The sequence below is a fragment of the Streptomyces sp. A01 genome (assembly GCF_059026195.1).
This window is the reverse complement of the sequence record NZ_JBWLKN010000020.1, coordinates 24,266-39,661: the sequence shown is the minus strand read 5'-3', so window position 1 is coordinate 39,661 and position 15,396 is coordinate 24,266. Positions and strand designations below refer to the sequence as shown.

The following is a 15,396-nucleotide window of genomic DNA, read 5'->3' as shown; positions in this document are numbered from 1 at the left end:
CCGCGGTCACCACCGCGGGCCCGGGGCCCCTTCACCGTCGCGCCGGGCGTCGGCCGCTGGTCGGCGGCGATCCCGTGCCCGCCCCGCTCAGGCCGGCCACTCCCGCGTGCGCAGCGGCAGGCCCGACTCGCCGGACTCCGGGGTGCGGACGGCGAGGACCTGGTTGACGCCGATCCGGTTGCTTTCGAAGGACAGCGCGCAGGCGGCCATGTAGAGCCGCCAGACCCGGGCCCGGCCGACCGAGGTGTGCCGCACCGCCTCCGTCCAGTGCTGCTCCAGGTTCGCCACCCAGCGGCGCAGCGTCAGCGCGTAGTGCTCGCGGATCGCCTCCACGTCGCGCACCTCGAACCCGGCGTCCTCCAGCTGGCTCACCGTCCTGCCCACCGGGGCGAGTTCGCCGTCGGGGAAGACGTACCGGTCGATGAACTCGTCGATCTGGTAGGCGTCCTCGTCGGGCTCGGGGCGGCGGGCGATCTGGTGGTTGAGCAGCCGGCCGCCCGGCCTCAGCAGCCCGTGCAGCAGACCGGCGTACTCGGCGTAGCCGGCGGAGCCGACGTGTTCGGCCATGCCGATGGAGGAGATCGCGTCGTACGGACCGTCGGCGACGCGGCGGTAGTCCTGCACCCTGATGTCGATCCGGTCGGTGAGCCCGGCCTCGGCGACGCGCTTACGGGCGAACTCGGCCTGCTCCTGGGACAGGGTGATGCCGACGACGTGTACGCCGTACTCGCGCGCCGCGTGCAGCGCCATCGAGCCCCAGCCGCAGCCGACGTCCAGCAGCCGCTGGCCGGGGCGCAGCCCCAGCTTGCGGCAGACCAGATCGAGCTTGGCGCGCTGGGCGTCGTCCAGCGTCGAGTCGGGGCTGTCCCAGTAGGCGCACGAGTAGACCATCGACGGGCCGAGGACGAGTTCGTAGAAGCCGTTGCTCACGTCGTAGTGGTGGCTGATGGCTTCCTTGTCGCGGTGGAGCGTGTGCAGGGGGCCGCGCCGGAAGCGCGCCTCTTCGGCGGGCGGTGCGGGCGGCGGCCAGGGGCCGCCGAGCATGGCCAGTTCGCGGGCGGCGGAGCGTAGTTCCGGGTCGCGGACGGCGCGCAGCGCCCTGACGAGGGCGGACTGCGGCTTGCCGGGGGTGCCGCGCTCCCAGAAGAGTCCGGCGAGCAGGTCGAGCGCGGCGTAGAGGTCGCCCTCCACGTCGAGGTCACCGGCCACCCAGGCGCGGGCGAGGCCGAGCTCGCCGGGCTTCCACAGGAGGCGGCGGATGGCGCGCCGATCGCGTACGACGAGCGTCGGCGGGGCCTGCGACGGGGGCTGGCCGCCCGCTCCGGCCCAGCTCCCTGTCGCGTGCGGAGGTCCGGCTTCGCTGCCGTCCCAGGCGCGGACACGGATGGGGAGAGGTGACCCCGTTACCGCCTCAGCGAGTGCGGAGAGCCGTCCAGCGGCGTCGGACATGTCGCACACCTCCAGGGAGACGCGGTGAGTCGCGATGGTGAGTCCGAGGAAGATTCACTCACCACGTAAACACCGTCCAGCCTCATGACAGTCCCAATCACTTGTCTGGAATCGGCAAAGTCATCCTGGTGGGTGCTGCGGTGCGAGAAGGCGCTGGCGGGCGGCACGCGCCCCTCGTGTGCTCCACGGCGCGGGCGAGGGGGCGTAGGAGCGGTGGCGCGCCCGCGGGCCTGAGGCGGCGGCCACAGGCCTGAGGCGGCGGCCGGGGGCGGGCATGGCTGAGGGCGCCCACCCCACGGATTGGTGGACGCCCTCAGTGCGCGGAGCGCGCCAGGTTGTACGAGCCGCCGCTGTGCGCGGTCGGCCGCGGACCGGTGCGCGCGGCGGCGTGCCGCGCGCACCGGTGCCGCTTACGCCTTGGCCTTGGCCCCGCCCTTGTCGGCCTTGGCTTCCGCGGGCTTCGCCGAGGCACCGGCGGAGACCGGGGCGGCGGCCTCGTAGAACTCCTCGCGGGGGTTCTCGATGGCGCCGAGGGAGACGACCTCGCGCTTGAGGAACATGCCCAGCGTCCAGTCGGCGAAGACGCGGATCTTGCGGTTGAAGGTCGGCATGGCCATGCCGTGGTAACCGCGGTGCATGTACCAGGCGAGACGGCCCTTGAGCTTGATCTTCACCTTGCCCACGACGATCATCGCGACGCCCTTGTGGAGGCCGAGGCCGGCCACCGCACCCTTGTTGGCGTGCTTGTACTCGCGCTGCGGGAAGCCCCGCATGCCCGAGATGACGTTGTCGCCGAGGACCTTCGCCTGCCGCAGCGCGTGCTGCGCGTTCGGCGGGCACCAGGCGTTCTCGTTCCCGGCGGCACGGCCCACGAGGTCGGGGATCTGGGCGTTGTCACCTGCCGACCAGATGTAGTCGACGCCCTGCACCTGGAGCGTGGTGGCGGTGTCCACGTGGCCGCGGGGGCCGAGCGGGAGGCCGTAGCGGGCCAGCGCGGGGTTGGGCTTGACGCCCGCCGTCCACACGATGGTGCTGGCGTCGACCTCAAGGCCGTTGTTCAGCACGACGTGACCGTCGACACAGGAGTCCATGCCGGTCTTGAGGTAGACCTCGACGCCGCGGCCTTCCAGGTGCTCCTTGCCCCAGGTGCCGAGCTTCGGGCCGACCTCGGGGAGGATCTTGTCCGCGACGTCGACCAGGATGAAGCGCATGTCCTCGCGCTTGACGTTGGGGTAGTACTTGGAGGCGTCCCTCGCCATGTCCTCGACCTCGCCGACGGTCTCCGCACCCGCGAAGCCACCGCCGACGAACACGAATGTCAGCGCCTTGCGGCGGATGTTCTCGTCGGTCGTCGAGTCGGCCTTGTCCAGCTGCTCCAGCACGTGGTTGCGCAGCCCGATGGCCTCTTCGACGCCCTTCATCCCGATGCCGTTCTCGGCCAGGCCCGGGATCGGGAAGGTCCGCGAGACGGCGCCGAGCGCGATCACCAGGTAGTCGAAAGGCAGCTCGTACGCCTCGCCGACGAGCGGCGCGACGGTGGCGACCTTGCGGTCCTGGTCGATGGTCGTGACGCGGCCGGTGAGGACCTCAGCCTTGGGGAGCACGCGCCGCAGCGGGACCACGACGTGGCGCGGGGAGATGCTGCCGGCAGCTGCTTCGGGAAGGAACGGCTGGTACGTCATGTACGAGCGCGGGTCGACGACCGTGACGGTCGCCTCGCCGTACCGCATCTTCTTGAGGATGCGGCGTGCCGCGTACAGACCTACGTACCCACCGCCTACAACGAGGATTCGGGGACGCTCCGTGGTGCTCATGTTTCGAGTATCCAGCACCCAAAGGGGGGTTGCTCGTGAGCCCCTTCACAAGCACTGTGACGGGATCTGCTACACTCCGCCGCCCTCGTGATCCACGCCATACCCGGACAGGGGAACCAAGGGTCCGCGCGGGCCGTTCCTCACCCCTGCTGATCAGGGCTTGCCATGCTACCCGCGAGTAGACCAAGGGGTCTGTCCAGCGGTCTGTATCTCGTCCTTAACTCCGCCGAAACCTCCCAACCCAGGGCCGACGGCGGCACCAGGGCGGGGAAACGGGCCCAAACGGTCCCGGCACGCGACCACCAGGCTCTTTTTCATGTGAAGGATTTCACGAAGTTTCTTGGCGGCACACCGTCAGACACGCTCAGGGACCCCCGAGACCCCTCCCGGAAAGGGCTCCGGGCGGCCGCCACAGCAGCCGAGGTGTCACACGTCGGCGCCCGCGCAGGTCCAGGCGATGCCGTCCAGGCTCGCCCATCCCGGGGGACAACCCCCGGACCCCCGGCCTGACACCCTCGCCACTGCGGTCAGACGCCTTCCGCCAACGTGTAGGCGATCCCGTCCAGGATGTCGTGTTCGCTGACGACCACTTCCCGGGCGCCGCTGCGCTCCATGAGCGTGAGCAGCACGAGGGCACCGGCGCCGATGACGTCCACGCGGCCCGGGTGCATGACGGGGATGGCCGCGCGTTCCGCGTGGGTCGAGGTGAGCAGGCGCCCGGTGACCTCATCGACCTGGTCACGGGAGACGCGCGCGTGGTGGATCGCGGTGGAGTCGTACTCCGGCAGGCCGAGGGCGATGGCCGCGACGGTGGTGACCGACCCGGCCAGGCCGACGAGGGTGTGGGGGCCGCCGTCGGCGCGGCGGAGCGGCACGGTCTTCTCGACGGTGTCGATCGCCGCCTCGACATCCGCCCTTATCGCGGCGATCTGACCCAGTGTGGGGAGTCCCTGCTCGGGCACGTGCCCACTGCCGTCGGCAAGGTGGCGCTCCGTCATCCGTACGCAGCCGATGTCCACGCTGCGCGCCGCCCGCACATGCTCGTCCCCGACGACGAACTCCGTCGAGCCGCCGCCGATGTCCACCACGAGGTAGGGCGGCGACAGATCCCGACGCCCGGTCAGCTCCTTGGTGGCCCCGGCGAAGGAGAGTCCGGCCTCCTCGTCGCCGGTGATCACCTCGGGTTCGACGCCCAGGATGTCCACCACGCCGCGCACGAAGTCGTCGCGGTTGGAGGCGTCGCGGGACGCCGAGGTGGCGACGAAGCGCAGGTGCGGCCCGCCGTCGGTGTCCACTCCCAGCTCCCTGATGATTTTGGCGTACTCCCGGCACGCGGCGAACGTGCGCTCCAGCGCCTCGGGGGCGAGCCGCCCCGTGCGGTCGACGTCCTGGCCCAGCCGGACGATCGTCATCCGGCGGTCCAGTTCGACCAGTTCGCCGGTGGCCGGGTCGGCGTCGGCGACCAGCAGCCGGATGGAGTTCGTACCGCAGTCGATGGCGGCGACACGCTTCACTCGCTGTCTCCCTCGTCAACCGGCGCGGACGCCGGTCCGCACGGAGTCACGCACGGACCCTTCCTCCACCACTCGGGCAGCAGTGCGACGGCCTCGTCACCCAGCGGGTTGACGCCGGGCCCGGCCGCCAGCGAGTGCCCGACGAGCACGTGCAGGCACTTGACCCGGTCCGGCATGCCGCCCGCGCTGGGAAACCCTTCCAGCACCTCGATGCCGTCGCGACGCGCGATGTAGTCCTCGTGCGCGGCGCGGTAGGCGGCGGCCAGCTCCGGGTCCGCCGCCAGGCGCTCGGTCATCTCCTTCATCACGCCGTTCGCCTCCAGCGTGCCGATGGCCGAGGCGGCCCGGGGGCACGTCAGGTAGTACAGCGTCGGAAACGGCGTGCCGTCCTCAAGGCGGGGGGCCGTCTCGACCACGTCGGGCTGACCGCAGGGGCAGCGGTGCGCGATGGCGCGCAGCCCGCGCGGTGGACGGCCGAGCTGCTCCTTGAACGCGGCGATGTCCGCGTCGGTGGGCGCGGTGGGTTCGGTCTTCGGAGGAGGCGTGTCCATGCGTGGAGGGTTCTCTTCGGTTCGTGGGGCCGCGGGCGGCCGTGCGGTGGTCGGGTGCGGTGGTGGGTGCCACCGATAGGAGCCTGCGGCTCGTACGGCGGCTGCTGAGGATCTGTGGCGCGGGGGCTGCGGCGGTCCGGGAAGGGCAGGCCGGGCGGGGCCCGGTCAGCGCTGCGCGTCGGCCGCGTCCACCCCTTCCCAGACATTGCTGTACCAGGGCCGGTCGGCCGCGCTCCGGTCGTCGCGGCGCTTGGCGTCGCCGTCCGCCTCGCCCAGCATGCTGTAGCCGGTCTCGCCCGGCCGCAGGTAGTGCAGATGCTCGCGGGCCTGCTGCTCGATGTACGCGGGGTCCTCAAGCCTGGCCTTGCGGTCGCGCAGCTTCTCCACGTCCTCGCGGGCCTGCTCGGCCTGGCGCCGCTGGTCGGCGATGTCCGAGCGCTGCGAGACGTACTGCCGTATGGGATAGGCCAGTGCCACGACGAGCGAGCAGACGACGAGCGCGAGCAGCGCCGCGCGGCCGGTCAGCCGGCCACGGCGCGGCGACCGGGCGCGATACACCCGGGCGGCGGCGTTCTCACCGAGTGCCTTGAGCCTGGTTGCGGTGGAGAACCGGTCCGCGGGCACGTCTCTCCTTCGTTCCCTGCTGCATCCCTGCGTGCTGGCACGGTGCGCTGCCGGACGGCCGGACCGCCGCCAGCACACACGTACGTCCCCGGCCACGGTACGGGACCGGGGCCGGGGACGGACGGAAAAGCGGCTGCGCCGGGCGAATGGCCACGCCGCGCTCACCGCGCGAAGCGGATCTCCGCGCCGCGCTTACGGGCCGTGCTTACTGCGCGAAACGGAACCGGGGGAAGGCGCTGCGGCCCGCGTACACGGCCGCGTCGTCGAGGATCTCCTCGATGCGCAGCAGCTGGTTGTACTTGGCGACACGCTCGGAGCGGGCCGGGGCGCCGGTCTTGATCTGGCCGCAGTTGGTGGCGACGGCAAGGTCGGCGATGGTGACGTCCTCGGTCTCGCCGGAGCGGTGCGACATCATGCACTTGAAGCCGTTGCGCTGGGCCAGCTCGACGGCGTCCAGCGTCTCGGTCAGCGAGCCGATCTGGTTGACCTTGACCAGCAGGGCGTTGGCGGTGTCGCTCTCGATGCCGCGCGCCAGCCGCTCGGGGTTGGTGACGAACAGGTCGTCGCCGACGATCTGGACCTTGTCACCGAGCTCGTCGGTGAGGGTCTTCCAGCCGTCCCAGTCCTCTTCGTTGAGCGGGTCCTCGATGGAGACCAGCGGGTACGCGTCGACCAGCTCGGCGTAGTACGCGGTCATCTCGGCGGCGCTGCGGGACTTGCCCTCGAACGCGTACGCGCCGTCCTCGTAGAACTCGGAGGCGGCGACGTCGAGCGCGAGCGCGATGTCCTGGCCGGGGGTGTAACCGGCCTTCTTGATGGCCTCAAGGATGAGGTCGAGGGCCTCGCGGTTGGAGTCCAGGTTCGGGGCGAAGCCGCCCTCGTCGCCCAGGCCGGTGGAGAGCCCGCGCTCCTTCAGCACGCCCTTGAGGGTGTGGTAGATCTCGGCGCCCCAGCGCAGCGCCTCGGAGAAGGACTCCGCGCCGATCGGCGCGATCATGAACTCCTGGATGTCCACATTCGAATCGGCGTGCGATCCGCCGTTCAGGATGTTCATCATCGGGACCGGCAGCAGGTGGGCGTTCGGGCCGCCGAGGTAGCGGAAGAGCGGCAGGTCCGACGCCTCGGAGGCGGCGTGCGCGACGGCGAGGGAGACGCCGAGGATGGCGTTGGCGCCGAGCGAGGACTTGTCCGGCGTGGCGTCCAGGTCGAACATCGCCTGGTCGATCAGCCGCTGCTCGGTGGCGTCGTAGCCGACGAGCTCCGGGCCGATCTGCTCGATGACGGCCAGCACGGCCTTCTCCACGCCCTTGCCGCCGTAGCGGGCCTTGTCGCCATCCCGCAGCTCAAGGGCCTCGAACTGGCCGGTGGAGGCGCCGGACGGCACGGCAGCACGGCCGGTGCTGCCGTCGTCGAGGCCGACCTCGACCTCGACCGTGGGGTTGCCTCGCGAATCGAGGATCTCGCGAGCTACGACGACGTCGATGGACGGCACGAGCGGTCTCCTTCGTGTGGGTCAGACGCTTCTGCAGCACGAGCCTAACCGGCGCTGGGACGTCCGCCTGCCCTTCGCCCGCCCGACGAGACGGTAACGAGGACAAAAACACAGATCACGGGGCGAACGACATGCCCGGCAGGCTGTCGACGCCACGACGGACGAGCGGAGGCGAGCCCAGGCGAGCGGGCTGGCGCGCACGGTGAGTGGCCGGGCTGCGCGAGTGGCCGGGCACGGCGAGCCGAGAACCGAGGAGCCCCGCCACGGTGCGCTCGGGGGAAGGCGCACCGGGGCGGGGCGGTCTCGTACCCCTCCGGCCTGGCGGGGAGGGGACGGGGGATCAGCTCAGGCGGAGCTGCTGGCCCGGGTAGATGAGGTTGGCGTCGGAGACGACGTCCTTGTTGAGGTCGTACACCTTCTCCCAGCCGCCCTTGACGCCCTCGGCCTCGGCGATCTTGGCGAGGGTGTCACCCGACTCGACCTTGTACTCGCCGTCACCCTTCTTGATCGTCTTGGGGGCGGCGTGCTTCGGGGCGGCCTGCTGCTTCGGGGCAGGCCGCTCGGGAGCGGTCTGCGGCGCGGCGTGCTTCGGGGCGGCCTTGGGCTGCGCCTGCTGCTTGGGGGCGGCCTTCGGGGCGGCCTTCTGCTGGGGAGCGGCCTGCTGCTGCGGGGCGCTGGAGCCGCCACCCGAGGTCAGGTTCACGCCGCACTTGGGCCAGGCGCCCTTGCCCTGGCTGGCCAGGACCTTCTCGCCGACCTGGATCTGCTGGGCCTTCGACGCCTTGTCGGCGGTCGGGGCGTAGGCGGTGCCACCGTGCGCGGCCCAGGTGGAGGCCGAGAACTGCAGACCGCCGTAGTAGCCGTTACCCGTGTTTATCGACCAGTTGCCGGTCGACTCGCACTGCGCCACCTGGTCCCACTGGTCGGTGGTGGCGGCGGAGGCGCCAGTGGCGCCTATCAGCGGCACGGCGACGGCCGCACCGGCGACACCGGCGAGCGTGGCGATACGGACGGCCTTGGACGGACGGCGGTGCTTACCCTTGGAAATCAGCATGTTTTGATTCCTCACCGACGCCTACGAGGTGAGCTGTCGGGTTCGGGCCATGTGAGTTGCCCGGCCGCGTGCATTGATCACACATGGCTTCACCCCTAGCCCTCGGGCTCCGCGTTGAAACGGGCCGTTCGGGCGCTTACCTGTGGTTCCCCCGCTCCTGCCTTCGGCGCTTGACGCGTCGACTTCCCCCCGGCCGTCGGCAGGATTCGGCGTGACGACCAGTGGCGCTCACGGTGGTGAGCGATGACGACGGTAAACACAGGAGGCCGGGGCACTCAAACCCCAACATCCCTGGAAACTAAGCCGTGTTTGCCGCCAAGGATTTCACATCTCCGCAGGTCAGGAACCTCACGCGAAGATCGGACAAGGCAGACACGCCCTGATTCCGAAGAGACTCATGTCTCACTTTCACGTAACGGATATTCCTGCCCGAATGGAGCAGCCCGCAGGTCCCGTCAGTTTTTCTCAGGAACCGTCAGTTCCAGGCTCTGACCTGGGAGGATGAGGTCGGGGTCGGCGCCGACAACGCTCTCGTTCGCCTCGTAGAGCGCGGGCCATCCACCGGGGGTCTCGTGCTCTTCCGCGATAGCTGACAGCGTGTCACCGGAACGGACGACATGGTCACCGTCCGCCGACTTGTCCGTACGTCCCGGATCGCCGCGCTCCCCGGTGCCGCGGTCGGCGTGCCGCCCGCCGGGCCGCGCCTCGTCGTCCGCCGGGCCCGAACCGGGCTTCTCCGCCTCCGGCCCGGTGCCGGGCTCGCCGCGGTGCTTGCCACCGCCCGTGCCGGGCTCCGTCCGGCCATCGCCGGGCTTCTCGGGCGAAGTCCTGTCCGGGGCCTCGTCCTCGGGAGTCTCCCGCGACGGCTTACCGGACTCCTCGCCCGGCGACTGACTGGGTGACCCGCTCGGCTTGCCGTCCGGCTCATCACCCGGCTTCTCGCTGGGCTTGGGCTTGGGCTTCGCGGTGCCGCTGGGGATCTCGGTGGGCTCGGCCTCGTCCGGCTCCCCCTCGCTGGGCGTGGGGGTGGGAGTGGCGTCAGGTTCGGGCGTGGCCGACTCGTCGGGGCTCTGCGAACCGGTGTCCCCGGGGTTGATGTCCGGGATCTCCCCGTCCTCGGTCAGCCCCGCCGTGCGCGCGCAGCCGCTCCAGGCCACCGGGCCCCGGTCGGCGAGGATCAGCTCGGCGATGGATATCTGCTGCGAACGGCTCGCCAGGTCGGGCCGGGGTGCGTGGTCCGTGCCCCCGTAGAGCTGCCAGGCGTCGAGGGTCAACTGGAGGCCGCCGTAGAACCCGTTCTCGGCGTTCGCGCTCCAGACGCCGCCGCTTTCGCAGTCGGCGACCCGGTCCCACGTCTCGGTGTCAGCCGCCACGGCGCTGGTGGCGCCCAGCAGCGGAAGGGCGATTCCCGCTCCGGTCACCCCCGCGGCGACGATGATGGCCGGAGCCTGACGGGGGCGGCGGTGTCTGCCGTGGCCGGATCGCATGCGGTTGCCTCTCGTGTGGCAGTCGAGTCGGTCGAGTTGACGGTCGAAAATACTGCCGACACAGGATCATCACAAGCTGATGTAGTGGAGGTCACGCCAAGATCACACAACTGACGCTTCGTCACCCTGGCCGCGCCGGGGGCCGGTCTCACTCATGGGAGTCGACCGGTCGCGCACCGGTGCCGAATTCGACCGGAAGCGTACGCAGCCCCCGCATGATGAGCCCGCCGCGCCAGCGCAGTTCGTCGGGTTCGGCAGCGAGCCGAAGGTCGGGCAGGCGCGTCAGGAGGGTGGCGAGGGCCGTCCGTGCCTCGATGCGGGCCAGTGGCGCGCCGACACAGTAGTGGATGCCATGGCCGTAGCCGAGGTGCTGGTTGTCGCGGCGACCGAGGTCGAGCGTGTCGGGGTCGGGGAAGCGCTCGGGGTCGCGGTCGGCCGCGGCGAGCACCACGAGCACCGGGTCCCCCGCGGCGACGCGCTGCCCGCCGAGCGTGAGCGGTTCGGTGGCGAACCGCCACGTCGCCAGCTCCACCGGCCCGTCGAAGCGGAGCAGTTCCTCGACCGCGGAGTCGAGCAGCGCGGTGTCCCCGGCCGCGAGGGCGCTCTGCAGCCGCTCGCGCTGCCCCGGGTCGCGCAGCAGCGCGTAGACGCCGTTGCCGATCAGGTTGACGGTGGTCTCGAAGCCCGCGAAGAGCAGAATGAAGGCCATGGCGGCGGCCTCGTTCTCGTTCAGGTGCTCGCCGTCGTCGCTGGCCTTGATGAGCCCGGAGATCAGGTCGTCGGCCTCCCCGAGGCGCAGGGACTCCCGCTTGCGGTGGATCAGCTCGGCGAGGTAGGTCCGCATCTTCTTGACGGACCTGGCCACGCCGCCGCGCGGGCCACCGCCGTGACGGATCATCATGCCCGCCCAGTCCCTGAAGTCGTCCTGGTCCTCGCGGGGAACGCCGAGCATGTCGCAGATGGCGTAGATGGGGAGCGGGAAGGCGAACTCGTGGATGAGGTCGGCGCTCCCGCGCTCCTGGAAGCCGTCGATGAGCTGATCCGTCAGCTGCTGCACGCGCGGGGCGAACTCGGCGGCGCGGCGCGGGGTGAACGCCTTGGAGACCAGCCGCCGCAGCCGGGTGTGGTCCGGCGGGTCGATGTTGAGCAGGTGGGTCATCAGATCGGCGCCTCGCTCACCGGGGATGCCGACCCGGCCCCTGGCGTGCGCCGACTCGCTGTGGTGCCCCGGGTTCTTCGACAGCCGCCCGTCCGCGAGCGCCTGCTTGGCGTCGGCGTACCGCGTCACCAGCCACGCCTCGACCCCGCTGGGCAGCGCCGTCCGGTAGACGGGGGCGTGCTGGCGCAGCCACGCGTACGCGGGATACGGGTTGGCCGCGAACTCCCACGTGAACATCTCGGGCATGCCGCCACCCGCGGCGCCCGGCCCACCGGCCCCTCCGGGCGTGACCGGGCACCCGCCGGGGGCGGGGCTGGAACGGGGGCTGTCCGCGGGCGCGGGGCTGGAACTGTCCGCGGGCGCGTCGGCCGGGGCGGGGGCGACACCGTCCGGCGCGGGGCTTTCGGGGGCCTGGGGCGCGGGGCCGTTCGCGGGCGGCTCCGGCGCCGGGCTCTCGGGTGCCGGACTCCCCGGCGGCTCCGGCGCCGCCGGGCGCTCAGGCGGGGTGCGGTCGCCCCCGGGCATGGCGGCCGAGCTGGTGGCGTCGTCCTGCGGCTGCGGGGCCGCGAGGCCGGGAGCGGCGGGCTGAGAGGTAGCGGAGCGCGAGGTGGCAGGACGCGGCGCGACCGGGCGCGGGGTGGCGGGCTGCGGCATGGCCGGGGCCGGGGCGGAGAGCGTAGCGGGGGTGGGCAACGGGGACGGCGGGGGCGTGGCGGCGTTCTCTTCGGGCACCCTCAGACGCTACTCGTCCCGCTCCCCCGCTCCGTCCCTCCACCCCGCTCCGTCCCTCCGTCCCTCTGTCTGCTGGGCGGTCCCGCTCACCTGCCTCGCCCCTGGCGCTCCTGGCCCTCCTCCTCACCCGGCACGGGCCGGGTGCCCTCGTTTCCGTGGTCCTTGAATTCGTACGGCATCATGCGGCGCCCGCCCTCATGCGGCACCTCATCAGGCTCGCGGTGCTGGGTGATGTACCCGATCTGCTCCCCGTCCTCCTGGTGGCCGGGACCATGATCAGGCGGGCAGTTGCCCCTGCGGTACTCCTCGGATGTCTCCCACGCCCCGGAACGCGGCTGCGGCTCCATGGTCGGCTCGGGTTCGCGTTCTCGTCGGCGCAGTCCGTACACCACGGCAAGGATCAGCACGGCGACAATGGCGAGCCCGGCGACGAAGGGGCCGATGCCGACCAGGTGGTCGCGTTTGAGGGCCAGCTCGACAACGGTGTCAACGGCGGAGTCGACGGATGAACCGGTGGGGTGACCGGTGGCTGCGGCCATGCTCTGAATGTTCATGCGCCACGAGTACCCCCCTTGATGGTGGTCAGTCGGCTCGTGCGGCCGAATGGCTCATGCGCCGCGGGGCCCCTGACCAGGGGCACTGCCGCCGCGGCCCGCCCGCACCGCCGTCCGGCCCGAATCCGCAGCCCCGGCCCCCGCCGCCGCACACCCGCGAACCGTCCCATGACCGGCAGCCGCCACGACGGGGAATCCGTACGACGGGGCGACCGTCAACGACGCGGAATCCGGGACACCGGCACAGCCGTCACGACGGGGAATCCGTCGGCCGCTCCGCCGCGCGGATCGCGTCGCGATAGGTGCGGGCGGCCGCGCGCAGGGCGGTCTCCGGGTCGACCCCGTTCGCCTCGGCGCGCACCGCCAGCTCCAGCAGCTCGTAGCCGACAGCGGACACCTCAGCCGCCCCGGACGCATCGAGCGTCCCATGGGCCTCATCCGTGACTGCGGCAGAACCAGCGGTGGGACCAGGAGTGAGCGGGACGGTCAGCCCCGCCACACGCGCCCGGGAGGCCAGCTTCGCGGCCAGCGCCAGCGCGGGCTGCGCCATCGGAATGCCCTCGGTGACGGAGTCGCGGCCCTTCTCGGTCGCCTTGGTCCGCAGCCAGTGCGCCTTGACGTCGTCGGGGGTCTTCGCCGACTCCCCGCCGAAGACGTGGGGGTGGCGGTGGATGAGCTTGTCGACAATCCCGGCGGCGACGTCGTCGATGGCGAACGGCTCCTCCGGGTCGTCCTCGGCGATACGGGCGTGGAAGACGACCTGGAGCAGGACGTCGCCCAGTTCCTCGCGCAACTCCTCCCGGTCGCCCGCCTCGATGGCCTCGACGAGTTCGTACGCCTCCTCGATCCCGTACTTGGCCAGGTCCTCGTGCGTCCGCACCCCGCTCCACGGGCACGCGGCTCTGATCTGGTCCATGACCTGCACCAGGTCGAGCAGCCTGGCGCCCGGGAGGTCGTACGAGCCGGGCAGCAGTTCGAGGTCGGGCATGGTCTCCCGGCCGGAGCCGGCGAGCCGGGCCAGGCCGTCGGTGAGCGCGGAGTCGCCGGTCGCCGAGGTGAGGACGACGGCCGTGCGGCCGCCTTCGACGCAGTAGCCCACCAGCGCGCGGGCGTCCTGCTCGCTGATCTCCACGGTGACGCCCGCGTCGCGCAGATAGGGCAGCTGGGGATGCGAGGGGTCGGAGCACAGTACGCGGTCGGCGTCCCGCAGCGTCTGCCACGCGGGCCAGGACAGCAGGCCGGGCGAAACGCGGTGGGTGGTGGTCAGCAGGACGAGGCGACCGGGGGTTCGAGGAGCGTTCACGCCTCGAACGTTACCCACCTACGCGGGCTGCTCCGCTTCCTGGTCGTTTTCCTTGTCCTTCGTGATCTGCTTGATCCAGGGCTCCTTGACCAGGACCGCCGTGCCCTGCTGGTTGTCCCACTTGCCGTAGCGCGGGTTGACGTCGATGCCCAGCTTCTTGGACGTCGCCTGAAGCTCGGTGTTCGCCTTGTCCTGGCCGAGCTTCTGGAGCAGCTTCACGCGGACGAGCTCAAGGCGGATGGTCTCGTTGATGTGCTTCGGCGAGATGCCCTGCTTCAGGAACAGCGTGCGCAGCGCCTCCGCGCCACCCTCCTGGTCCTCGGTGTCCTTGACCGCCTTCAGCACCTCACGCCGGGTGACGCTCACCCCGTTGTTCTTGGCGGTGTGCTCCACGACCCGGGCCTGGATCATGCGGATCAGGGTGTCCTGGTTCAGCCTGCTGGAGCCCGCGATCAGCTGCTCGCCCTGCGGAGCGTCGCGCTGCGCGTCTCGTACGTCCCTGACCTGCGACTGCAACTGCGACACGGTGATCCGGTCGCCGTCCACCACCGCGGCGGCTCCGGGGTGCGCGTCACTGCCGCACCCGGCGAGGAGCGGCGTCGCGCCGACCAGCGCGACGACGGAGAAGGAGAGCGCAGTCCTGCGGCTCTTCGAGGGACGCAGCATGGAGCCTCCCGGCAAGGATATGCACCGACCTGACGTTGATCGATGGTATGGAGTCGGCGCGGCCGTAGCCACTGATTCGACCAACGATTCGTGGACAGATGAGATGCGCGCCAGGGACGTACAGGCGGATCTACGGACGGATCATCACCCGGCGTCCCTTCTCGGCCCGTTCCCGACCCGCCCGGCCCGCCGTTACGCCCCGCACTGCCCCAGCATCATCGTCTTGTCCGCGGCGGTCACCGGCAGCTCGTACTTCAGTGCCACCTGCACGACACGCACCCCGTACGCGCAGCGAATCCGCTTGCTCGGCGGCAACCACGAGGCGGGGCCCGAGTCGCTCTTGCTGCTGTTCGCGGGCCCGTCCACGGGCAGCAGGTTCAGCGGGTCGTTCGCCAGCCGCTCGCGCTTGCTCTCCGGCCAGCGGGCGGCGCCCATCTGCCAGCTGTAGGACAGCGGGACCACGTGGTCGATCTGCACCTCGGCCGCCTTCGCCTTCTTCCAGGCGATGTCCTTGCCGGTGTACGGGTCGTACAGGTCCATCGAAACGACCACGCAGTCGGAGCCGGAACGGAAGCGCTGATTCCGGCCGTCGCGCTTGAGCAGGTCGTTGCGCGTGTCACAGCCGTTGCGGGCCAGCGGCACCCCGTCGGCGGTGTCCATCCAGGCGTAGCCGAACTCATCGCGCGCGTAACCGGTCTTCGGGCCGCGCCCCTTCGTCTCCAGCCGCTCGATCAGCGCCCGCGCCGCGGCCTTGTCCGCGTCCGAGGTGAGGGGCCGGAGCCCCGGCTTGGTGCCGTCGGGGTTCTTGAGCGGAGCCACCGCCCAGCCGTCGGGCGCGACGGTCCCGGGTTTCGGTGCGGCGTCGCCTTCTCCCCCGGCGTCGCATCCGGCGACGAGCGCCACGGCCACGACCACAGCCGCAGCGACGGCCGGCGCCGGGCGGACCCCCCACACGCGCACCGCTGCCCCCTGGCTCACATGCCTCTTCGTACGCACA

At 71.3% G+C, this 15,396-nt stretch carries 14 protein-coding genes and 1 riboswitch; of the genes, 1 reads left to right on the top strand and 13 read right to left on the bottom strand.

Going from position 1 to position 15,396, the window contains the following annotated elements; all coding sequences use genetic code 11:
- Window positions 1–87: 87 nt before the first annotated feature.
- The 9 genes from AC5P1B_RS24935 to AC5P1B_RS24895 form a co-directional block, all read right to left on the bottom strand.
- On the bottom strand, window positions 88–1,449 hold the full coding sequence (locus AC5P1B_RS24935) for a class I SAM-dependent methyltransferase (RefSeq protein ID WP_493889830.1): 1,362 nt from the start codon (window positions 1,447–1,449) through the stop codon (window positions 88–90).
- 410 nt (window positions 1,450–1,859) lie between these two features.
- Window positions 1,860–3,263 carry an NAD(P)/FAD-dependent oxidoreductase gene (locus AC5P1B_RS24930; protein ID WP_493889828.1) on the bottom strand — a complete coding sequence of 468 codons (1,404 nt, stop codon included), beginning with the start codon at window positions 3,261–3,263 and terminating at the stop codon, window positions 1,860–1,862.
- Window positions 3,264–3,790: 527 nt separating this feature from the next.
- Window positions 3,791–4,777, bottom strand: a complete 987-nt coding sequence (locus tag AC5P1B_RS24925) for a Ppx/GppA phosphatase family protein (RefSeq protein WP_493889827.1) — start codon at window positions 4,775–4,777, stop codon at window positions 3,791–3,793.
- A complete protein-coding gene (locus AC5P1B_RS24920; RefSeq protein WP_493889826.1) occupies window positions 4,774–5,328 on the bottom strand; it encodes a DUF501 domain-containing protein in 555 nt (184 codons plus the stop codon). The genes AC5P1B_RS24925 and AC5P1B_RS24920 overlap by 4 nt, the downstream gene beginning before the upstream one ends.
- Before the next feature lie 165 nt (window positions 5,329–5,493).
- On the bottom strand, window positions 5,494–5,952 hold the full coding sequence (locus AC5P1B_RS24915; RefSeq protein WP_493889825.1) for an FtsB family cell division protein: 459 nt from the start codon (window positions 5,950–5,952) through the stop codon (window positions 5,494–5,496).
- Window positions 5,953–6,157: 205 nt separating this feature from the next.
- The gene (eno, locus tag AC5P1B_RS24910) at window positions 6,158–7,444 is read right to left on the bottom strand and encodes a phosphopyruvate hydratase (RefSeq protein ID WP_493889824.1); all 1,287 of its coding nucleotides are present in this window, start codon (window positions 7,442–7,444) and stop codon (window positions 6,158–6,160) included.
- Window positions 7,445–7,784: 340 nt separating this feature from the next.
- On the bottom strand, window positions 7,785–8,498 hold the full coding sequence (locus AC5P1B_RS24905) for a transglycosylase family protein (protein WP_493889823.1): 714 nt from the start codon (window positions 8,496–8,498) through the stop codon (window positions 7,785–7,787).
- A 3-nt stretch (window positions 8,499–8,501) separates the two neighbouring features.
- Window positions 8,502–8,677, bottom strand: a riboswitch (cyclic di-AMP (ydaO/yuaA leader).
- 276 nt (window positions 8,678–8,953) lie between these two features.
- Entirely contained in the window at window positions 8,954–9,985 is a 1,032-nt protein-coding gene (locus AC5P1B_RS24900; RefSeq protein ID WP_493889821.1) for a transglycosylase family protein, read from the bottom strand.
- 148 nt (window positions 9,986–10,133) lie between these two features.
- The gene (locus tag AC5P1B_RS24895; RefSeq protein WP_493889819.1) at window positions 10,134–11,390 is read right to left on the bottom strand and encodes a cytochrome P450 family protein; all 1,257 of its coding nucleotides are present in this window, start codon (window positions 11,388–11,390) and stop codon (window positions 10,134–10,136) included.
- A 40-nt stretch (window positions 11,391–11,430) separates the two neighbouring features.
- Here AC5P1B_RS24895 and AC5P1B_RS24890 point away from each other — a divergent pair, with 40 nt between their 5' ends.
- Window positions 11,431–11,733 (top strand): hypothetical protein, encoded by a 303-nt coding sequence (locus AC5P1B_RS24890; protein WP_493889818.1) that lies wholly within the window; start codon window positions 11,431–11,433, stop codon window positions 11,731–11,733.
- Between the two features lie 229 nt (window positions 11,734–11,962).
- Here the strand turns inward: AC5P1B_RS24890 and AC5P1B_RS24885 are convergent, their stop codons facing one another.
- From AC5P1B_RS24885 to AC5P1B_RS24870, 4 genes are all read right to left on the bottom strand, one after another.
- Window positions 11,963–12,430, bottom strand: coding sequence for a DUF6479 family protein (locus AC5P1B_RS24885; protein ID WP_493889816.1), 468 nt, complete (start codon window positions 12,428–12,430; stop codon window positions 11,963–11,965).
- A 250-nt stretch (window positions 12,431–12,680) separates the two neighbouring features.
- Window positions 12,681–13,733 carry a nucleoside triphosphate pyrophosphohydrolase gene (locus tag AC5P1B_RS24880; RefSeq protein ID WP_493889814.1) on the bottom strand — a complete coding sequence of 351 codons (1,053 nt, stop codon included), beginning with the start codon at window positions 13,731–13,733 and terminating at the stop codon, window positions 12,681–12,683.
- 18 nt (window positions 13,734–13,751) lie between these two features.
- The gene (locus AC5P1B_RS24875; RefSeq protein ID WP_493889813.1) at window positions 13,752–14,399 is read right to left on the bottom strand and encodes a SurA N-terminal domain-containing protein; all 648 of its coding nucleotides are present in this window, start codon (window positions 14,397–14,399) and stop codon (window positions 13,752–13,754) included.
- A gap of 192 nt (window positions 14,400–14,591) precedes the next feature.
- On the bottom strand, window positions 14,592–15,377 hold the full coding sequence (locus AC5P1B_RS24870; RefSeq protein WP_493889811.1) for a GmrSD restriction endonuclease domain-containing protein: 786 nt from the start codon (window positions 15,375–15,377) through the stop codon (window positions 14,592–14,594).
- Between the last annotated feature and the right edge of the window lie 19 nt (window positions 15,378–15,396).